Origin of the sequence: Nguyenibacter vanlangensis (genome assembly GCF_013376155.1) — a bacterium.
GTDB lineage: Bacteria > Pseudomonadota > Alphaproteobacteria > Acetobacterales > Acetobacteraceae > Gluconacetobacter > Gluconacetobacter vanlangensis.
Map to the genome: position 1 here is coordinate 1 of NZ_JABXXP010000797.1, position 1,199 is coordinate 1,199.

A 1,199-nucleotide genomic window follows, 5' to 3' on the forward strand; every position below is an offset into this window, starting at 1 on the left:
CGGCTCGGTCGACGGCATGGCCGCCCCGGCCACCGGCCTGGTCCGGGTCATCAGCGCCGTGCCCAATCCCGGCGGCGCGCTGCGGCCGGGTATGATGCTGGACACCGAACTGCAGACCGACGACCGCGCCACCGGCATCGTCATCCCGTCCGAGGCCGTGCAGCAGGTCAATGGCCGCGACGTGGTCTTCATCCGCACCGCCTCCGACATTTTCCGTCCCGTCCCGGTCACCGTGGCGCTGGACAGCGGCGGTAGCGCCGTCGTCACCGCGGGCCTCGCCGCCGGACAGGCCGTGGCCGCCCAGGGCAGCTTCGCCCTGAAATCCAGCCTGCTGCTGGCCGGAACGGGTGGCGGCTGACATGCGCGGATTACTCGAACGCCTGCAGGCCAGCCGGTTCGTCGTAATCGGCGGCGCGATCGCCATCCTCCTGGCGGCGATCGGCGCCATCCTCGGCCTGCCCGTCGAATCGGTGCCCGACATCTCGCCGCGCCAGGTGCTGGTCTCGGTGGTCGCCCCCGGCCTGGCGACCGAGGAAGTCGAACGCCTGATTACCTTCCCGATCGAGACCAGCATGGCCGGCATCCCGGGCATGAACGACCTGCGCTCGGTCTCGCGCTCGGGCGTGTCGGTGGTCTATGTGCAGTTCGACGACGACACCGACATCGATCTCGACCGCACCCGCGTCAACGAACGCATCCAGCAGGCCCGGTCCCTGATCTCCGTCCCGGGACTGTCGATCAACATGGGCCCGCTCGCCACCGGCATGGGCGAAATCATGCAGGTCCAGATCCGCGGCCCGCACCAGTCGCTGATGGATCTCAACCGGCTGATGAACTGGGTGGTGGTGCCGCAGCTCAAGCTGGTGCCCGGCGTGGTGGACGTCAACGTCAATGGCGGGGCCGAGGAAACCTACCAGGTCGCCATCGACCAGGCCCGGCTGACCGCCTACGGCCTGTCGGTCAGCGAAATCTATCGCGCGGTGGACGCCAACAACGCGGCATCTGGCGGCGGCTGGATCGAACATCACGCCGAACAGCAGATCGTCGTCGGCCGCGGCCTGATCCGCAGCCTGGACGATTTCGCCGCCCTGCCGGTCCGGCAGAACCCCGACGGCACCGCGATCCGCCTGCGCGATATCGGCCGCGTCGCCATGGGCCCGCGCACCCGCCTGGGCGCCGTCACCCGCGACGGCAAGGGC

1 protein-coding gene and 1 pseudogene are annotated in these 1,199 nt (G+C 69.8%); both read left to right on the plus strand.

The window, feature by feature from the left end:
* Positions 1–358, plus strand: a pseudogene (locus HUK84_RS19145) (efflux RND transporter periplasmic adaptor subunit); the annotation flags it as partial.
* Position 359: 1 nt separating this feature from the next.
* The coding region (locus HUK84_RS19150; protein WP_176641631.1) for an efflux RND transporter permease subunit at positions 360–1,199 on the plus strand (840 nt) is incomplete at its 3' end.